This is a genomic window from Pseudidiomarina sediminum DSM 21906, from assembly GCF_000423165.1.
Lineage (GTDB): Bacteria > Pseudomonadota > Gammaproteobacteria > Enterobacterales > Alteromonadaceae > Pseudidiomarina > Pseudidiomarina sediminum.
In genome coordinates this window covers 60,847-75,802 of record NZ_AUHL01000006.1, presented here as the reverse complement: position 1 = coordinate 75,802, position 14,956 = coordinate 60,847, and the positions used below count along the sequence as shown (strand labels likewise).

Sequence of the window (14,956 nt, the reverse complement as noted above, 5' to 3'; positions counted from 1 at the left end):
TAAGAATGTGCTAGAGTGTAGGCAACTCGAATTGTATATACAAGTCTTGATAGGGAGAAAGTTGTATGACTCAACCGCAACAGCGTATCGCTAATGTGACAGCAGCAACCATGACCGATGATGGTTACGGATTGCTCGAAAATGCAACGGTAGTGATTGACGACGGCCTCATTAGCTACGTCGGACCGGCCGCCGAAGCGCCTGTCGCTACTGCTGATGCGGTTCATGTCGATGGCACCGGGCAACTGCTCACGCCAGGCCTGATTGACTGCCATACGCACCTTGTTTGGGCCGGCTCACGCGCCGATGAATTCGCGCAACGTTTGCACGGCGTTAGTTATGCAAGCATTGCCGCCCAAGGTGGCGGAATTGCGGCAACCGTACGTGCCACGCGTGCGGCCAGTGAGGATGACTTGGTGGCCGTGAGTGCGCCACGGCTCGCAGCGCTAATGCGTGAAGGGGTGACGACGGTTGAGATCAAATCAGGTTATGGGCTGTCATTAGCTGACGAGCGTAAACAATTACGCGCCGCCAAACGCTTGGCCGAACAGGCTCCCGTCAGTGTGCAAACGACGTTATTAGCCGCTCATGCCTTGCCGCCGGAGTATAAAGACAACGCCGATGGCTACATTGATCACATCGTCGACACCATTTTACCGACCTTAGCCGACGAGCACTTGGTCGATGCGGTGGATGCTTTTTGTGAAAATGTGGGCTTTAGCGTGGCCCAAACTGAACGCGTGTTTGCCGCCGCGCAACAGCGTGGGTTACCCGTCAAACTGCATGCGGAGCAGCTAAGCAATCAGCAAGGTAGTGTGCTCGCTGCCCGTTATCAGGCGTTGTCTTGTGACCACCTTGAGTACCTTGATGAAGCGGGCGTGAAAGCTATGGCCGCCAGCGGTACAGTCGCTGTGCTCTTGCCAGGTGCGTTCTACTTCCTGCGCGAAACCAAACAACCACCACTGGCGTTGTTACGTGAACACGGGGTGCCCATTGCACTATCGACCGATGCCAACCCAGGCACATCGCCCATTTTAAGCTTGCAGTTGATGCTCCAAATGGGCGCGACCTTGTTCCGCATGACCCCAGAAGAGTGTTTACAAGGGGTGACGGTGCATGCCGCCAAAGCCCTTGGCTTAAACGACCGCGGTCAAATTAAAGCAGGTTTGCGCGCAGATTTGTGCTTATGGAAGACGCCGCAGCCGGCAGAACTCACGTACCAATTTGGTACCGACCGGCTGGCTGCCGTGTGGCATCAGGGCGTTCGACGCTGAACGCCATGCAGGTAAGCAAGCACTAACTCACTGAGGAGTTGTGCGCACGCCATATCGCCCGCCTCGCGTCCTGCTGGATGCAGGCTGGGCGCCGCTTCAGCAAGGTGCAAGTAACGCGTTTGTGGCAGCGTAGCCAATTCGGCAATTAAGCTGTAACCATGTTGAATGCTCAAGCCATTAAAATTAATGGCGCTGGCAGGCACGCCTTGTAGGGCATCGACATCAATCTCAATCCCTACAGGTTGTGACCAATCACGCGCACGCTGACGCAGGCTCGCTAACTGCTGTGGCCACTCACTTTGATACAACTCGTGCACGCTGGTGTAGGTGAACCCGGCATCGGCAAGCTGACGCAAACTTTCGGCATTATTTTTACCCTCATGCAACCCCATCACGTGATAGTTGCTCAAGAAGCCTTCGGTAAATGCGTAGCTAAAGCCATTGCCACTGTGACGTCCTTCACGAGCACGAAAATCTGCATGCGGATCAAGGTTCACCGCACCAACCGCCGTCGCCGCCACTTCGCTTAAGCTACGTAGCAACGGGTAGGCATTGTTGTGACCACCGCCGATCAAAATCACTTCATAGTCGGCTTCAAACAACGGCACTAACGCCTGCATGACGCGCTGATCGAGTTGCGCACATAAATCACGCAATTGCTGCACATCTTGGTCATTTTGGGTGCTTAACGCCGCTGATTGCTGCTGTAGATCGGCACATTCAACATGTCCAACAATGAGCAATTCATGACTGGCAATAAAAGGTGTTGCTTGCAGGTTCAGTAAACCTTTCAGCGCGGTTGGCCAAGCGGTTTCTGCGCCACCACGACCTAAGTTGCCGCGTGGACCAATGCTCTCAGGCACACCCACTAAAGCAATGCGTGCACCTTGCTGATAAGCTGCATCCAAAGCGGCGCGGTAGTCTTCGCTTGACGACTGTTGCGCTAAAGCATGGATGGTTTGACCTAAACGCACTTCACCACTGCGCGGTGTGCACCACGCAGCGGGATCACAAGGAGTGAGATACATCATTTATTCGATGTCGAGCGGCTCAGGTGACAAGATAACGCCGGTCGTGTCAGCGTAGATATGGTCTTCTGGTAAGAAGGTCACGCCAGCGAAGTTGACGGCGACATCGACTTCACCAATACCTTCGGCGGCGGCACCAACAGGAATCGAAGTAAGTGCCATGACGCCCAGATCGAGTTCATCGAGTGCGTCCACGTCACGTACTGCGCCATAGCAGATGATGCCTTCCCAATCGTTATCCAGAGCCATTTCGGCCACGGCGATATCGATCAGTGCTCGGCGGCTTGAACCACCACCATCAACGAGTAGCACTTTGCCAGAACCAGGCTGTTGCACCACCTCTTCGATGACACCTTTGTCTTCGAAGCATTTAATGGTCACCAATTGGCCACCGAACGATACTCGTCCACCGAAGTGAACAAACATAGGCTCAACCACGTCGACCATGTCGGGATAGAGATCGCAAAGCTCCGAAGTATTGTATTCCATTGCCGTACCCTGCCTGTTACATCAAGAATATGAAAAGGTTAGATTGCAGGCACAGTATAGCCCCTTCTGTCGGCCTACAAAAGGGTAAGCGACAAAAGGGGTGACCTAGGTCAGTATTCGGTCAACTCAGGACTACAAAATAAAGCGACTGAGGTCTTCGTCCTGCACCAATTTACCAAGATGTTCATCGACGTAGGCACCATCGATGGTGATTTTCTCGCCTTGCAAGTCACTGGCTCGGAACGAAATATCTTCCATCAAGCGCTCCAGCACCGTATGCAAGCGACGCGCCCCGATGTTCTCGGTAGTTTCGTTCACGTGAAACGCCGTTTCTGCAATGCGCTGAATACCGTCGTTGGTAAAGTCAATGTTGACCCCTTCGGTCGCCATCAAGGCAATATATTGTGCGGTTAACGAAGCGTTTGGCTCGGTCAAAATGCGCACAAAGTCACCACTGGTGAGGGCGTCAAGCTCCACCCGGATCGGTAAACGACCTTGCAGCTCAGGAATCAGGTCGGACGGCTTCGACATCTGGAACGCACCAGAGGCGATAAACAGAATGTGATCGGTTTTCACCATGCCATGCTTGGTCGATACCGTGGTACCTTCCACCAACGGCAGCAAGTCACGTTGTACCCCTTCACGCGATACGTCAGGGCCGCTGGTGTCGCCACGCTTACAGATTTTGTCAACTTCGTCCAAGAACACGATGCCGTTCTGTTCGACCGAGTGCAGTGCTTGCTCTTTCACTTCTTCAGGATTGAGCATTTTCGCCGCTTCTTCTTCGACCAATTGCTTAAAGGCATCTTTGATCTTCAGCTTGCGAGGCTTGCTCTGATCCTTACCAAGGTTTTGGAACATGCTCTGCAGTTGCGAGGTCATCTCTTCCATGCCCGGCGGCGCCATAATTTCGACGCCCATCTGTGGCATGGCTAAGTCGATTTCAATTTCTTTATCGTCTAATTGGCCTTCCCGCAACTTCTTACGGAACACCTGACGGGTATTGCTTTGCTCACGCTCTGAGTTGTCTTCGTCCGCCCAACCTTTGGCCGGCGGCAACAACGCATCTAAAATACGTTCTTCAGCGGCTTCTTCCGCACGGAAACGTACTTTTTGCATCATCTGCTCACGGGTTTGCTTCACTGCAGTATCGGTGAGATCGCGAATAATCGATTCAATTTCCTTACCAACATAACCAACTTCGGTGAACTTGGTAGCTTCCACCTTGATAAAAGGTGCATTGGCAAGCTTGGCCAGACGACGGGCAATTTCAGTTTTACCCACACCCGTTGGGCCAATCATGAGAATGTTTTTCGGCGTCACTTCTTGGCGCAGGTCGTCCTGCAATTGCATACGACGCCAGCGGTTACGCAACGCCACAGCGACAGCCTTTTTGGCATTGTCTTGACCAATAATATGGCGGTTCAGCTCATCAACAATTTCGCGGGGGGTCATATCAGACATCGGCCACGGACTCCTGTTCTTCGATGGTTTGGAAGTTATTGGTGTAGACACAAATGTCACCGGCGATGTGCAACGCTTTTTCGACAATCTCACGCGCACCTAACTCGGTGTTTTCCAATAACGCACGGGCCGCAGCTTGCGCGTAAGGGCCACCCGAACCAATGGCAATCAAATCATTTTCAGGCTGGATCACATCGCCGTTGCCAGAGATGATCAAGGAGGTATGTTTATCGGCAACGGCCAACAGTGCTTCCAATTTACGTAGGGCACGATCAGAGCGCCAGTCCTTCGCTAGTTCAACGGCGGCGCGCATAAGATGGCCTTGGTGCTGCTGCAATTTACTCTCAAAACGCTCAAATAAAGTGAAAGCATCGGCGGTGCCGCCAGCAAAACCGGCGATCACTTGGCCGTCGTGCAGACGGCGTACTTTGCGGACATTACCTTTCATTACGGTGTTGCCAAGGGTTGCTTGGCCATCGCCGCCAATGACTACTTTGTCACCACGACGGACAGATACGATAGTCGTCACAATTACGTCCTCTTTGTTGCTATGCAAGCAGTTATGAGGGCAAAAGTTACGAATTCAATGGTCTTTACTAAAGATTCCAGTTCCAGATTTGGCAACCGTGGATACGTGCCCGTTGCAGTTTATGGCGATCTTTCTCTGCTGCACGCTTGGTTTCATAGGGCCCAAGCACCACACGATACCAGCTTCCGCCGTTTGAACGGTACACGTTAGCCTCAAGGCCTTGCAGGGCAATCGCAGCACGTAAGCGCTCAGCATCACTCTTCGAGCGGAACGAGCCACACTGCATCAGTTTCGGTGGACCTAACTCGCGCTCAGGCACGTCCACCTCAACTTCGAGGTTTTCCAACTCTTCAATGTACTGCCAACGCTCTTCGGGCTTTTCCGGAATCGCTTCAACTTGGTTGTTGGTAGGGGTCGGTAAATGACTTTCTGAGCTTGTCGGTGGCACCACATCTGGGTTACCACCGGCAATAAACCGTAAGCCAGCCACCAACGCGATCACCAGCACCACCGCAAGGGTCACAATGCCCCAGGGCACCTGACGTTCGGTTTGCTTTTGTGAGCCACGCTTGCCCTTAGCAGGCTTACGTTGCGGCGGACGCTTACGGTTCGCGTAATCCATTTACATCTTATCCAATGTTTCAATGCCAAGGAGTTCCATACCTTGGTGCAGGGTTTTCGCAGTCAATGCCGCCAACTTCAAGCGACTTTGCTGCACGTTTTCGTCTTCGGCTTGCAAAATTGGGCACGCTTCGTAGAAGCTTGAGAATGCACCTGCCAGCTCAAACAAATAACCGCACAAGAAATGCGGCATGGCTTTGTTCGCCACCGTATGCACCACTTCGTTAAAACGTACCAAAGCATTGGCCAAAGCGATTTCACGCTCATCATTCAACACGAAAGTACCTGATAATGCATCAGGTTTTACGTTTGCTTTGGCAAAGACACTCATCACCCGCGTGTACGCATACAGCAAATACGGCGCGGTGTTACCTTCAAAGCTAAGCATGGTGTCCCAATCGAAGATGTAGTCACTGGTACGGTTCTTCGATAAATCGGCATATTTTACTGAACTAATGCCCACCACTTTGGCAATGTTCGCATGCTCTTCAGCGCTCAATTCAGTGTTTTTCTCTTGCACCAACGCCAGTGCACGCGATTCCGCCTGATCCAGTAAATCGGCAAGCTTGGTCACGCCACCGTCACGACTCTTGTACGGACGGCCGTCTTTACCCATCACAGTACCAAAGCCATAGTGGTCCATTTGCAAGTCTTCACGGGCAAAGCCAGCTTTCTTGGCAAGGGTAAAGATCTGCTGGAAGTGCAAACCTTGGCGCTGGTCGACAAAGTACATTAAGTGATCGCCTTTGAGCACGTTCTGACGGTAGCGCACCGCCGCTAAATCAGTCGTCGCGTACAAGTAACCGCCACCAGACTTTTGTACGATGACCGGCAAGGCTTCGCCTTCTTTGTTTTTGAATTCGTCCAAGAACACACACTGGGCGCCTTGGTCTTCCACCAACAAACCTTGGCTGCGAAGGTCTTCGACCACTTGCGCCAAATCATCGTTATAGGCACTTTCTGCCATCACATCGGCACGGGTCAGTTTCACGCCCAAACGGTCGTAAACTTCTTGGCAATGACTCAGTGACACATCAATAAATTGTTGCCACAAGTTTAGGCATTTCTCATCACCAGATTGCAGTGATACCACTAACTCGCGGGCGCGGTTAGCGAATTCTGGGCTTTCATCAAAACGCTTTTTCGCCGCTTTGTAGAAGGTCTCAAGGTTGCTCAGCTCCATCGCCAACTCACTACCTTCAAGCTCTTCCATGTGCGCCAGTAACATGCCGAACTGGGTGCCCCAGTCGCCCACATGGTTCTGGCGAATCACCGTATGGCCTAAGAACTCACACACACGCGCCACGGCATCACCGATGATGGCCGAACGTAAGTGACCCACGTGCATTTCTTTGGCAAGGTTTGGTGACGAATAGTCAATTACAATGCGTTGTGCTTGCTCTGCGCCAGCCACGCCCACTTTGGCATCTTGATAGGCGTGTTCAAGTTGTTGTACCAATTGATCTTGGCTAATCACAAAGTTAATGAAACCAGGTCCTGCGATAGTGGTCTCGGCCACTAGGGTGTTTTCTGGCAAAGCCGCTAACAAGGCTTCAGCCAACGCGCGCGGATTCATGCCCGCAGGCTTGGCTAACATCAACGCCAAGTTCGTCGCAAAGTCACCGTGACTCTTGTCGCGTGGTCGGTCGAGTTGGATACGTGGACTTAACTCTGCCGGCAATGTGCCTTGTTCTTTTAACTGGGCCACTGCGGCCGCCAATAACTGCTCCAACTGCTCTTTCATTACATCCAACCTTCATGATCACGGGAATTCGCAGCATTTTACTGCGTTAGGGAGAGAAAAAAAACCTTTGCTGGCTAGCTAAGATCCTGCGGATCCACATCGAGTGACCAGCGCACTCGCCGCAGCTCTGCCAAGCCTTCAAGCTTAGGTAGCAAGTGCTGCAAAACTTGCTGGCGTAAACCACGTTGCTGACATTGTAGCAGCAACTGATAACGATAGCGCCCAGCACGGCGTTCCATGATCGCCGGCATCGGGCCAAGCACCATAATGTCAGGGTGATGGGGTACCAAGGCGGCAATGGCTTGCAAGGCCTGTTGCGCTTGTTGTGCTTCATGGGCCTCGGCACGAAACAGCGCCAACTGACCAAATGGCGGTAACTGGGTAATGCGTCGCTCTTGCAACAATGAGCGGGCAAAAGCGCCGTAACCATTTTGAATCAAATCTTGTAGTAAATCGTGCTCGGGATGGTGGGTTTGCAACACCACAATGCCAGGTTCACTCGCACGCCCAGCACGCCCCGCGACCTGCGTGATCAACTGCCCTAAGCGCTCTGCTGCACGAAAGTCCGAGCTATAGAGCGCGCCGTCAACATCCAACAACGCCACCAAAGTAACGTGCGGAAAATGATGCCCCTTAGCCAGCATCTGCGTGCCAACGAGTATCGGGTATTTGTTTTCGGTGGCATCGGTAAGGTGTTGTTGCAGCGCGCCTTTTTTGCGCGTGCTGTCACGGTCAATGCGTAGCACGGGATGTTCGGGAAAGAGCTCAGTCAGCGTTTGCTCGACTTGCTCGGTGCCCACGCCTTGACCGACCAACTGGGTCGAACCGCAATCAAAACACTGCTTGGGCAAGCGTTGGTGCGCACCACAATGATGGCACTGCAACAATTGCTGGCGTTGGTGCACGGTAAAATAGGCATCACAGCGCTGACACTGCGCCAGCCAACCACATTCATGACACATCAGCGCCGGCGCATAACCACGACGGTTCAAAAAGACTAAGACTTGCTTGCCGCGCTCGAGCTCTTTCTTCATGCGCTCAATCAGCGGGATCGACAAGCCAGCTTTTAATGGCATTTGCTTGATATCGACCAGACTGAAGCGCGCTGGCTTGGCTTGTCCGGCACGCTGCGTGAGCTGCAAATGCACATAACGCTGTTGCTCAGCATTATTAAGGGTTTCTAGCGACGGCGTCGCAGAGCCTAAAATCACCGGCACCTGTTCTTTTTGCCCACGCACCACGGCTAAATCACGGGCGTGGTAGCGAAAACCTTCTTGCTGTTTGAGCGAGTTATCGTGCTCTTCATCAACGATAATCATGCCCAGTTGCGCAAATGGCGTGAAAATCGCCGAACGTGTACCGATCACGATGGCCGCGCCACCATGCTTGGCATCCAACCAAGCGTCAAGACGCTCGCGGTCCGTTAACGCTGAGTGCAACATCACAATAGGCACCGCAAAGCGCTGCTGGAAGCGCCGTAAGGTCTGCGGCGTCAGGCCGATTTCCGGCACGATCACCAACACCTGACGGCCTTTTTGCAGCACCGACGCCATGGCTTGTAAATAAACTTCGGTCTTGCCGCTGCCCGTTACACCTTCCAGCAAATAGGTTTGTGGTTTCGTGGCGGCACCCATTGCTGCCACCGCCAGTGCCTGTTCAGGGTTTAACTGCAAGGCGTCACTGCCCATCGCAAACGACCAATCGGTGGCAGTCAGTGGCTGGTGTGCAAAATTTTCCACCAAACCTTTATCCGTCAAAGCTTTCAACGCCGAGGGGGATAATTCCTGACTGACCAAATCACGCCGTAACAACGGCCCTTTACGTAAGGTCGCCAGCAGCCGTTGCTGCTGTGGCGCCCGTCGCAAACTGTTCAGTTCCACCTGCTCGCCTGCAGCCGTCACGCGAATGCCTTGAGTGGTTTGGTAGTTGGCCGCTTCGCCCTGACGCAATAAAGTGGGCAAACCATGGGCAAGCACTTCGCCAATAGGGTGTTGATAGTAACTGGCCGCCCATTGCAGCAATTCAAACACGGCTTTAGGTAACACGGTTTCGGTGTCGAGGACCGCCTGCACCGCTTTGCGCTGGTAGCCACCTTCACTTGGTGTGGCAGACCCAAGACAGATCCCCACCAGCTCGCGCCGCCCAAACGGCACTTTCACCCGCGCACCTACCACCGGCAGCTCGCTGCAATCGTAGTCAAACACGCGGGCAAGGGGCACCGGTACCGCGACTTGAATCACGTTACTTGGCGTTGGGGCTGGGGGAGGGCTTGTTGTTGTCATAGCCGCTATTGTGCGGTCAGGCAGACCTTGGTGCAAGCGCGATCCTGCCGTTGATCCTTATGCTTGATCAATGACCAGTGATGGGGTAAAATCCGCGCCCTATTAATTTGACATTAACCACGTATGGTGTCCGGCACAGGATCGGATGGCGATGCGGCCCAATTGAGGTAACCCTTATGAAAGCAGGAATTCATCCTAAGTATGAAGAAATGAATGTTACATGTTCATGTGGCCATTCATTCGTAACTCGTTCGACCCGCGGTGGTGAATTGCACTTGGACGTATGTTCAGAGTGTCACCCGTTCTACACTGGTAAGCAGCGTATCATGGATACTGGTGGTCGTATCGACAAGTTCAACAAGCGTTTCAGCGTGTTGGGCGGCAAGAAGACTTCGTAAAAACGATGCTTCTGCAGCAAATTCAAAGAAAGGCGCCAAAAGGCGCCTTTTTTTATGCCCAGTTCAGCCCCAGCACGTGAATTCATTCACTTTTTCGATGGTGCGTTTTTAAACGACTCAAAAGTTTGCTTGGCGTTACAAAGGTTTAAATATCGTAATTTCCATCAGGTAAGATTTGTTATTGATCCTGAAACCCCTACAATGGCTATTATTCACTAAATGAATACTGAATATATCGTTTGTCACTAGCCAAAAAGGTTCTCGTTCCATGTCAGATTTTCGCAAGCAAGCTCTTGATTATCATGCCTATCCTACGCCTGGTAAAATCAGTATCGAACTCTCAAAGCCAGCTGAAACCAGCAAGGACCTCGCCCTCGCTTATAGCCCAGGCGTTGCAGAGCCGGTACGTGCGATCGCGGAAAATCCTGACGATGTGTATCGCTACACCGCCAAAGGCAACATGGTCGCGGTCATTTCTAACGGTACCGCCATTCTAGGTTTAGGTAATTTGGGGCCAATGGCGTCAAAACCGGTGATGGAAGGTAAAGCGCTCCTGTTCAAACGCTTTGCTGGCCTAGATGCCATTGATATCGAAGTGACCCATCGCACCACCCAAGACTTTATCAACACCGTTGCGAACATTGCCGATAGCTTCGGCGGCGTGAACCTTGAAGACATCAAGGCACCTGAATGTTTTGAAATTGAAGAAGCCTTGATTGAACGTTGTGACGTACCGATTTTTCACGACGACCAACACGGTACTGCCATTGTTACCGCAGCAGGCTTGTTGAATGCACTGGAAATTCAAGGTAAATCGCTACGCAAAGCACAAATCGTCTGCTTGGGCGCAGGTGCAGCTGCCATTGCTTGTATGGAACTACTGATCAAATGTGGTGCGCAGCGCGAACACATCTACATGCTTGATTCAAAAGGTGTCATTCACACCCGTCGTGACGACCTTAACCCGTACAAAGCTTTGTTTGCCAACAACACCGACAAGCGCACCTTGGAAGACGTGATCACTGAAGCTGACGTGTTCGTTGGGGTGTCAGGTCCTAACCTGCTCGCTCCTGAAGCATTGAAATTGATGGCTGACAAACCTGTCATTTTTGCCTGCTCGAACCCAGATCCTGAAATCAAACCTGAGCTAGCCAATGCCGTGCGTGACGACATCATTATGGCAACCGGTCGCTCGGATTATCCAAACCAGGTGAACAACGTATTGTGCTTCCCGTTCATTTTCCGTGGTGCCCTGGACGTACGCGCCCGCGCCATCAACGATGAAATGAAGATTGCGGCCGTAGAAGCCATTCGCCAGTTGGCGAAAGAGCCAGTACCTGAAGCCGTACTCAAAGCCGCAGGTGTGGACAAGCTCGAGTTCGGTACCGATTACATCATTCCAAAACCACTCGATCCGCGTTTAAAAACCCGCGTCGCCAAAGCCGTCGCCGAAGCTGCCGTCGCCTCTGGCGCCGCCCGCATCGATTTGCCGAAAAACTACATGCAAGAGTAAGCACGGCTTACCCGCAGACGAACCTTTCTCAAGCCCTTCTTCGCAGAAGGGCTTTTTTATTTCTCCTTCAAGCGGCCCCGTCACGACAGCTTGATTTATAACAAATAATATGAAAAGTTAACTTTCAATAACCTACTATTAAAATAACAACCATCGGTACAGCTTTATAATTGATATGTTTTCACTTCATCTCGCCGCAATAGCTATTTCACTTGGCAACCAGCCACAATGTGAGAACGTCACTCTAGAACAGTTTTACCGTAGCGCTGTATCCGAAACTCGTCTCGTCAATGAAAACTACAATGACTATTTGGACAACCTCCCACTAAGCTCCCTGCCGATTGACGAACGGAAAAGGTTAATCAATGACATCTATTCATGCTTCTTAGCAAATACTGACCGCGATGACTTTAAAGCAATAGATAGCAACGCTCTGCACAATTATTATGTTTTACTATCAAGCGCATACTCAACAACAAAGAATGAAGGGCTAATCAAAACGATTGTTTTTATTTTAGATGAAAAACGACGTAGAAATGAACGCATTAAAAACCTAGCAGATAACGCTCGCGAGCTAGCAGTACAAGCAAGAGATATAGAAGCAGTTCATGAAATTGAAACTCGATTTAACTTAGACAGGTATAACATCGAGTTCGAGCCAGCTGAAGAGCCCACCGAATATACGTACTATCAAATCAATAAAAATGTCGCCCAACCCATATCTTACGATTTTTCAGAAGAAGATATTATTGTCGTCAGCTCACCCTATTGTAACCCTTCAAAACGATTCATAGATTGGTATAAATCAGAAGGGCGAGATGGCGTATTAAAAGGGAAACGAGTTTTCTTTCTTATTCCCCAGGATGTGCCGATAACGTCAGATACGTCTATGTACGCTAATCTAGAATATGGTTTTTCATACAAGGACGAGCTGTGGGAAGGTATTCGTTACTGGGCAACACCAACCTTCTACTACTGGAAAGATGGCATGCTTCTCAACGCACTCGATGGTTGGCGCAAGGGCGAGGGTGAAGAAAAAGTAGATAAACTCCTAGCGCCCGATGCCCCCAAAGACGTGATTGATTGAATCTAGGATTCATTATGAGCCGCGCTACTTGGCTAGGAAATGCTTGCTTTTGTTCAGCTTTAGTTCTGTTTATTTGCGTGCAACAAATTCTCTTAAGTCGTCGATATGGAGTTGTTTGGGGCACAAGGAGAGTTGTCCTTCGGGGTGATAGGCGATGGTCACTTCAACACGATAATCAGCGGTGAGGGGTAAACAGCCAAAGGAAAGGTAACGCTGTTCTTCACGCTCAACACTCAGGTTGGTTATCGAAATGATTTGCCCAGTCGCAGTTTCATACACGCTTGCCGAGCTGATGACATGGCTCAGAGGAGTGTCGTTCTCAACATAAATGGGCGTCGCCAATTCAATCAACGCGCATGCCGCATGATAGCCCTCGTCTAAACGCTCTACCTGCACCTGCACAACCTTATCTACAGGTTCGTCACTTCGGTCGGTGGCAGTCACTGTGCCAGTCATACTCATCAAGAGCCCTAAAGCGCCTCCTAAAAAGAGTACTTGCATACGCGTCATCCTTCCATTCATCACCATTCATTTTCCTTCAATCAAGCTACACATCCCCCACCCACAAATCAAACAGCGCATACACAAAAAACCAACGATTAACCTCGCGCGATGGAATGATGACAAATTGCATTTTTATGCTTGTTTTATGAATTTATATTCATTAAAATGCGATCAAGATTTGTGCAAAGGTGAACCTAATGACTTCTCAAAAGACGATTCAATGTGCCGTATTTGGCGCCAGCGGTTATAGCGGCGTCGAATTGTCGTGGCTATTGCATCATCATCCGCAGTTCACCTTAAGCTATGGATTTACTTCAGGCGCACGTGAGGCAGAGCCGGTAGCAGCGTTGTATCCCCAGCTGAATGATCGTTGCGATCTTATGCTTCAGCCTTGGCAGCTTGACCTGCTGCCGCAACTCGCGGAGCAGGTTCAAGTTGCATTTTTAGCGCTACCACATGAAGCCAGTGCGGAACTTGCCCCGAAGCTTATTGACGCCGGTATTGTGGTGTTTGATCTGTCGGGCGCCTTCCGTTTAAGTGATCCAGCACAACACGAACAGGCTTACGGCTTTGTGCAGCCGCAATTTGCCCACGCCATTCCTTATGGACTGGCCGAGTACACCCAACTCCAAGGCAATGAACCGCTGATTGCTGTGCCGGGCTGTTATCCAACGGCTGCAGGTCTTGCACTGCGCCCTATCGCCGACTTCTTAGCGAATGGCAGTACGCCAATCATCAATGCGGTGAGTGGCGTCTCTGGTGCTGGACGGAAAGCACAATTACACACCGGCGTCTGTGAAGTGAGTTTGCAGGCCTATGGCGTTGCCAGTCACCGGCATCAGCCAGAAATTGCCCAAAGCGTCGGGCGTGAGGTGATTTTTGTACCGCACTTAGGCAACTTCAAACGTGGCATTTTAGCCACCATTTATGCTGAATTGGCAGCGGGTGTCGATGCTGCGGCAGTGCAACAAGCGCTGCACGCTGCCTATGCTGAGCAACCATTGGTGCGGGTCGTCGCGCAGCCACCGAAGCTACAACAAGTGGTCGGTACGCCGTATTGCGACATCTACGCCAAAGTGCATGGCAATCACGTCATTTTCTCGGTCGCGATTGATAACTTATTAAAAGGTGCAGCCTCACAGGCGGTGCAACTGGCGAACCAATACTTTGGTTTGGCAACCACCACCGGCTTACTCAATCGGGGGGCGGTACTGTGACCACACCATTAGTGATTAAATTAGGCGGACGGGTACTCACCGATACTGACGCGCTCAACCATTTGCTGACCATTATGGCGCGGCTTGCGGCCTTGCGCCCGCTCGTCCTGGTGCACGGTGGTGGCGATCAGGTGCAAGCCTTGTTGCAACAACTCGGCGAGCAAAGCCATAAAGTTGACGGCCAACGGGTAACCCCAGCCCATCACATTCCGATTGTTGCGGGTGTATTGGCTGGCGACATTAACAGCCAATTGTGTGCACTTGCCCAACAACACGGTTTAGCCGCAGTAGGTATGACACTCCAAGCTGGTGGTACCGTACAGTGTGACATCGACCCAAGTCGGGGCGCGGTAGGTTTACCCCAGCCTGGCTCGAGCCAATTGCTACAACTCTTGCTTGAGCAAGACTATGTGCCGGTCTTGAGCTCACTGGGTGTCAGTGCGGACGGCCAACGGTTGAATGTGAATGCGGACTTGGCTGCGGCAGTGGTCGCGCAAGTGCTGCATGCTGATCTTATTTTGCTCACCGACGTGCCAGGCATTCTGGATCACGACGGTTCCCTCATTGAAACCATCACCGCTGAGCAAGCGCCGCAGCTGATTGCTGATGGCGTGGTCCGCGATGGCATGGTGGTGAAACTCAACGCTGCGTTGCAAGCTGCAGAAACATCGCGACGAAGTATCGCGGTGGCTGGCTGGCAAGACGCCAACGCGCTGACCCGATTGGCAAAAGGGGAAGCTGCCGGAACCCGCATCCGCTTCTAACGCGCCGCAACTCTGTCGTTACTCGATTTTAGATTGGAAATT

Annotated in this window: 14 protein-coding genes; 6 read left to right on the top strand and 8 right to left on the bottom strand. The window is 51.6% G+C overall.

Annotation, left to right across the window (positions count from 1 at the left end; genetic code table 11):
* Positions 1-65: 65 nt before the first annotated feature.
* Positions 66-1,274, top strand: coding sequence for an imidazolonepropionase (hutI, locus tag G535_RS0102080; protein ID WP_034727346.1), 1,209 nt, complete (start codon positions 66-68; stop codon positions 1,272-1,274).
* Here hutI and G535_RS0102075 read toward each other — a convergent pair.
* The 7 genes from G535_RS0102075 to priA all read right to left on the bottom strand — a co-directional run bounded on the left by G535_RS0102075 (position 1,256) and on the right by priA (position 9,431).
* A complete protein-coding gene (locus tag G535_RS0102075) occupies positions 1,256-2,302 on the bottom strand; it encodes a formimidoylglutamase (RefSeq protein WP_241970485.1) in 1,047 nt (348 codons plus the stop codon). The two genes, hutI and G535_RS0102075, sit on opposite strands and share 19 nt — an antisense overlap.
* A 3-nt stretch (positions 2,303-2,305) precedes the next feature.
* Complete coding sequence (rraA, locus tag G535_RS0102070; RefSeq protein ID WP_026860545.1) at positions 2,306-2,791, bottom strand: ribonuclease E activity regulator RraA; 486 nt, start codon at positions 2,789-2,791, stop codon at positions 2,306-2,308.
* 132 nt (positions 2,792-2,923) lie between these two features.
* A complete protein-coding gene (gene hslU / locus G535_RS0102065; RefSeq protein WP_026860544.1) occupies positions 2,924-4,255 on the bottom strand; it encodes an HslU--HslV peptidase ATPase subunit in 1,332 nt (443 codons plus the stop codon).
* Positions 4,248-4,784 carry an ATP-dependent protease subunit HslV gene (hslV, locus tag G535_RS0102060; protein ID WP_026860543.1) on the bottom strand — a complete coding sequence of 179 codons (537 nt, stop codon included), beginning with the start codon at positions 4,782-4,784 and terminating at the stop codon, positions 4,248-4,250. Before hslV ends, hslU begins: the two co-directional genes overlap by 8 nt.
* 67 nt (positions 4,785-4,851) lie before the next feature.
* Positions 4,852-5,406, bottom strand: a complete 555-nt coding sequence (locus G535_RS0102055; RefSeq protein ID WP_026860542.1) for an SPOR domain-containing protein — start codon at positions 5,404-5,406, stop codon at positions 4,852-4,854.
* A complete protein-coding gene (gene argS / locus G535_RS0102050) occupies positions 5,407-7,149 on the bottom strand; it encodes an arginine--tRNA ligase (RefSeq protein WP_026860541.1) in 1,743 nt (580 codons plus the stop codon).
* A gap of 74 nt (positions 7,150-7,223) precedes the next feature.
* Positions 7,224-9,431, bottom strand: a complete 2,208-nt coding sequence (gene priA, locus G535_RS0102045) for a primosomal protein N' (RefSeq protein ID WP_051206901.1) — start codon at positions 9,429-9,431, stop codon at positions 7,224-7,226.
* Positions 9,432-9,607: 176 nt separating this feature from the next.
* On the opposite strand from priA, the gene rpmE reads away from it, so the two are divergent.
* The 3 genes from rpmE (at position 9,608) to G535_RS0102030 (ending at position 12,429) form a co-directional block, all read left to right on the top strand.
* Entirely contained in the window at positions 9,608-9,829 is a 222-nt protein-coding gene (rpmE, locus tag G535_RS14005; RefSeq protein WP_084616752.1) for a 50S ribosomal protein L31, read from the top strand.
* A 268-nt stretch (positions 9,830-10,097) separates the two neighbouring features.
* Positions 10,098-11,342 (top strand): malic enzyme-like NAD(P)-binding protein, encoded by a 1,245-nt coding sequence (locus G535_RS0102035; protein ID WP_026860539.1) that lies wholly within the window; start codon positions 10,098-10,100, stop codon positions 11,340-11,342.
* Positions 11,343-11,517: 175 nt separating this feature from the next.
* Positions 11,518-12,429, top strand: a complete 912-nt coding sequence (locus G535_RS0102030) for a hypothetical protein (RefSeq protein ID WP_026860538.1) — start codon at positions 11,518-11,520, stop codon at positions 12,427-12,429.
* 69 nt (positions 12,430-12,498) lie between these two features.
* Here G535_RS0102030 and G535_RS0102025 read toward each other — a convergent pair whose 3' ends face one another.
* The gene (locus G535_RS0102025; RefSeq protein ID WP_026860537.1) at positions 12,499-12,930 is read right to left on the bottom strand and encodes a hypothetical protein; all 432 of its coding nucleotides are present in this window, start codon (positions 12,928-12,930) and stop codon (positions 12,499-12,501) included.
* A gap of 200 nt (positions 12,931-13,130) precedes the next feature.
* On the opposite strand from G535_RS0102025, the gene argC reads away from it, so the two are divergent.
* Positions 13,131-14,150, top strand: a complete 1,020-nt coding sequence (argC, locus tag G535_RS0102015; RefSeq protein WP_026860536.1) for an N-acetyl-gamma-glutamyl-phosphate reductase — start codon at positions 13,131-13,133, stop codon at positions 14,148-14,150.
* The gene (argB, locus tag G535_RS0102010) at positions 14,147-14,914 is read left to right on the top strand and encodes an acetylglutamate kinase (RefSeq protein ID WP_026860535.1); all 768 of its coding nucleotides are present in this window, start codon (positions 14,147-14,149) and stop codon (positions 14,912-14,914) included. The genes argC and argB overlap by 4 nt, the downstream gene beginning before the upstream one ends.
* The last annotated feature ends 42 nt before the right edge of the window (positions 14,915-14,956 follow it).

Excerpts from the sequence above, each read along its gene's own strand:
- hutI (WP_034727346.1), top strand. The coding sequence starts at position 66 with ATGACTCAACCGCAACAGCGTATCGCTAATGTGACAGCAGCAACCATG.
- G535_RS0102075 (WP_241970485.1), bottom strand. The coding sequence starts at position 2,302 with ATGTATCTCACTCCTTGTGATCCCGCTGCGTGGTGCACACCGCGCAGT.
- rraA (WP_026860545.1), bottom strand. The coding sequence starts at position 2,791 with ATGGAATACAATACTTCGGAGCTTTGCGATCTCTATCCCGACATGGTC.
- hslU (WP_026860544.1), bottom strand. The coding sequence starts at position 4,255 with ATGTCTGATATGACCCCCCGCGAAATTGTTGATGAGCTGAACCGCCAT.
- G535_RS0102055 (WP_026860542.1), bottom strand. The coding sequence starts at position 5,406 with ATGGATTACGCGAACCGTAAGCGTCCGCCGCAACGTAAGCCTGCTAAG.
- argS (WP_026860541.1), bottom strand. The coding sequence starts at position 7,149 with ATGAAAGAGCAGTTGGAGCAGTTATTGGCGGCCGCAGTGGCCCAGTTA.
- priA (WP_051206901.1), bottom strand. The coding sequence starts at position 9,431 with ATGACAACAACAAGCCCTCCCCCAGCCCCAACGCCAAGTAACGTGATT.
- rpmE (WP_084616752.1), top strand. The coding sequence starts at position 9,608 with ATGAAAGCAGGAATTCATCCTAAGTATGAAGAAATGAATGTTACATGT.
- G535_RS0102035 (WP_026860539.1), top strand. The coding sequence starts at position 10,098 with ATGTCAGATTTTCGCAAGCAAGCTCTTGATTATCATGCCTATCCTACG.
- G535_RS0102030 (WP_026860538.1), top strand. The coding sequence starts at position 11,518 with ATGTTTTCACTTCATCTCGCCGCAATAGCTATTTCACTTGGCAACCAG.
- G535_RS0102025 (WP_026860537.1), bottom strand. The coding sequence starts at position 12,930 with ATGCAAGTACTCTTTTTAGGAGGCGCTTTAGGGCTCTTGATGAGTATG.
- argC (WP_026860536.1), top strand. The coding sequence starts at position 13,131 with ATGACTTCTCAAAAGACGATTCAATGTGCCGTATTTGGCGCCAGCGGT.